Annotated in this window: 3 protein-coding genes; all 3 read right to left on the reverse strand. The window is 71.5% G+C overall.

Annotated features, from left to right (window positions below; translation table 11 throughout):
* Window positions 1–936: quinone oxidoreductase family protein (locus tag MTQ10_RS29310; RefSeq protein ID WP_247473421.1), on the reverse strand; the 936-nt coding region annotated here is incomplete at its 3' end.
* Window positions 937–1058: 122 nt separating this feature from the next.
* Window positions 1059–1697, reverse strand: a complete 639-nt coding sequence (locus MTQ10_RS29315) for a nuclear transport factor 2 family protein (protein WP_247473422.1) — start codon at window positions 1695–1697, stop codon at window positions 1059–1061.
* Window positions 1698–1732: 35 nt separating this feature from the next.
* Window positions 1733–2800, reverse strand: a complete 1068-nt coding sequence (locus tag MTQ10_RS29320) for an MBL fold metallo-hydrolase (protein WP_247473425.1) — start codon at window positions 2798–2800, stop codon at window positions 1733–1735.
* Between the last annotated feature and the right edge of the window lie 317 nt (window positions 2801–3117).

Here is a 3117-nt window from a genome sequence, read left to right on the forward strand (position 1 = left end):
GTCGAGGACGGCCCGGTAGGCGGCGGGGGCCTGGTCGAGGGGGAAGGTGGTCGTCCTGGGGGGTGTGAGGGCGCCGGTGTCGAAGCCGAGGCGCAGGATGTCCAGGACTTCGGCTGCCCGGGTCAGGGGCAGGTCGAGGGTGTTGACGCCGTGCAGGGTGCGCTCGTTGCGGTAGAAGTCGAGGACGTCGAGGGTGGCGGTGGGACTGAGCGGGCTGGCGACGACGGCGGCTCGGCCGCCGGGGCGCAGCGCGGTGAGAACGGGGTCGAGCAGCGGGCCTCCGACGGTGTCGAGGGCGGCATCGACGCCCGTGCCGTCGGTGGCGCGCAGGACGGCCTGCGTCAGGTCGTCGGTGGCGGTGTCGATGGTGACGTCGGCGGCGAGGTCGTCGGCCAGGCGCCGGTCGGCGGCGATGACGGTGGCACCGCGCCAGTGGGCGATGTCGGTGGCGGCACGGGCGACGGCTCCGGAGCCTCCGGTGACCAGGAGGGTTTCGCCGGCCTGGAGGTCGAGGCGGTCGGCGAGGGCGAGCCAGGCGACGGTGTGGGTCAGTCCGCCGGCCGCGGCCTGGGCGAAGGTGAGGGAGGCGGGCTTGGGGCGGACGGTGTCCTCGGGAACGAGGAGGTAGTCGGCCTGGGCGCCGTCACGGGTGACGGCCAGTCCTCCGCTGGTGCCCCAGACCTCGAGGCCGCGCAGGTGGTCGGGGCCGTCCGTGACGATGCCGGCGTAGTCGCGTCCCGCGGTGCGCGGCAGGGGGGCGGCGGGGCGGTGGACGGCTGAGGTGACCTTGCCGGCCAGGTTGGCGATGTCGACGGGGTTGACGGTGGCGGCGCGTACGCGGACCAGGACGGTGCCGGGGGTGCGGCGGGGGGTGTCGGTCTCCTGGACGGTGAGGGCGTCGGGTCCACCGTGGGTGGTGATGCGGACCGCGCGCATGGTGGGGTGCCTTTCGGTGGGTCGAGGTGTGGGTGGGTGTCGGTGGGTCGAGCTGTGTGGGTGGGGTGCCGGGGCCGTGGGGGCACGGCCCCGGCTGGTGCGCGTCGAAGGGTGGGCTGGATCTATGTCCAGTGGTCGAGGGTGTCGACGGTGCCGGCGAGCCAGTCGCGGCCGAGGGCGTAGAGGGCGTCGGTGCGCGGGCCGGTGATGCCGGGCATGTCGGTCTTGACGGGGTAGCCCAGCCTGGACTGGAGGTAGGCCAGGTGGCGGTAGCCCTCGGGGAAGCGGGCGAGCAGCTCGGGGTCGAGGTCGAGCTGGGCGCCGGGGGTGACGGGGTCGATGCGGTCCCGTTCGTAGATGGGCTGACGCAGGACCATGCCCCAGCGGCCGTCGCGCTTGTCGAAGAAGTCGAAGAACCTGCCGGTGCACACGACGTCGGAGATGACGCCTTCGACATCGGCGCGCTGGGCGATGGTCATCTTGGTCTGGGCGATGGCGCGGTCGCCGGCGATCTCGATGGTGGTGCCGCCGTGGGAGTGGAGGATGCTGACGCCGCGCTCCCAGCCTTCCTGGGACGCCTTGATGAAGTCGTCGGCGCTGCCCTGCTGCCAGGTGGCCAGGACGCGGGCTCCCGGGTGGAAGACGGTACGGAAGCGGTCCCAGTCGCCGGCGTCGCGCCACAGGATCCAGTTGTCGATGAGCGCGCGTATGGCGTCTGCGTCCGCTCTGGTCGTCTCTGTGTCTGTCGTTGTAGTGGTCATGGTCGTGTTCGGGTGCCGTTCGTGGTGCGAGCGGGTCAGATGAAGAACTTGTCGCTGGTGGGGGTGCCGTCGCGCCGCATGTAGCCGTTGTGCGTGCGCTCCAGGCGGGTCTTCTCGAGCATCGAGTAGGCGTTGTGCTTGGTCAGGACGTCGGCGCCGTTGAGGCGTTCCTCCCAGCGCTGGCCGTTGGAGGTGGTGCGCTCCAGGACCTTCTTGGTGACGTAGTTGACCAGGGCGGCGAAGTAGTTCTCCTCGACGGCGCGGAACGCGGCCTTGTAGGGGCCGTCCATGCCGGCGTGGAAGTACTCCATGGGGATGGTCTCGAGGGCCTCGCGGGAGTAGCGGACCAGGTCGTCGATGTATTCGACGCCTTCCTCGACGTCGGCGCGGTTGCCGAGGCGGGAGACGTGGCCGCTGACGACGGTGTCGAAGTCGTACTCGAGGACCTGGTGGTGGGCCTGCTCCCAGCCGGCGAGGTTCTCGGAGGAGTCGCAGTCGCGGAAGGTGACCCAGGCGGGGCTGGCGATGTCGATGGCGCCGAGGACCTTCTGCCGGGGCAGGTAGGTGAAGATGTTGCCCTCGGTGTGGTTCTGGCCCTTGTACGAGAGCTCGATGGGGACGCCGCCGACGTTCAGGGTGGCGTCGGTGCTGAAGGTCTCGGTGGGCAGGGGCCGGTAGGGGTCGGGGAAGCGGGCGAGCAGCTCGCGGGTGCGCTCGTGGGCGACGATGGTGATGTCGGGGCCGAACATGGAGGCGGCACCGATGTGGTCGGCGTGCCAGTGGCTGTAGATGAGGTGGGTGACCGGCTCGCTGGTGACGGACTCGATGGCGGCCAGGAGGCGTTCGCCGATGGCGGGGGGCGCGTCGAGGACGACGACGCCGGATCCGGTGACGACGAACATGCAGTCGTACCAGCCGACGGAGACCCAGTAGACGCCGTCGCGGATCTCGGAGACGTGGTAGCCCTTCTCCAGGCGGTCGCGGGTGAAGAGGATGCCGTGGGAGCGCTCGGGCGGCGGCGCGAAGTCGGTCAGCTTGACGAAGCTGGCGCCCTTGGGGCCGAGGTCGTCCACGAGCCAGGCGGGCTTGGTGTTGTCCGACATGTGTGGTGTTCCTTGTGTGTTGGGTTGGTTTGGTTCGGTTGTGGTGTGGTTGCCGGCCGCTCGGGGCGGCCGGAGTCTTGGGGGCCTGTCGTGCGGGGCTGCCCTCTGACGGGGGCGGGTCCCGGAAGGCCGGGGCTGCGGTCGGGCGGCCGGATCGGCTGAGGGCCGAAGGCGGTGTGACCGCGGGCGGCGCTGCCGAGGGCGGCGCTGCCGAGGGCGGCGCTGCCGAGGGCGGGTGCCTGGGCGCAGCGGTGTCCCGGAGGGGCCGGAAGCGCGTAGGGCACCAGCCGGGGATACGGCGGCGGCCGGGGCCGGGG

Origin of the sequence: Streptomyces sp. XM83C, assembly GCF_023072675.1 — a bacterium.
GTDB lineage: Bacteria > Actinomycetota > Actinomycetes > Streptomycetales > Streptomycetaceae > Streptomyces > Streptomyces thermocoprophilus.

Coding starts and splice junctions, on each gene's coding strand:
- MTQ10_RS29315 (WP_247473422.1), bottom strand. CDS start 1,697: ATGACCACTACAACGACAGACACAGAGACGACCAGAGCGGACGCAGAC.
- MTQ10_RS29320 (WP_247473425.1), bottom strand. CDS start 2,800: ATGTCGGACAACACCAAGCCCGCCTGGCTCGTGGACGACCTCGGCCCC.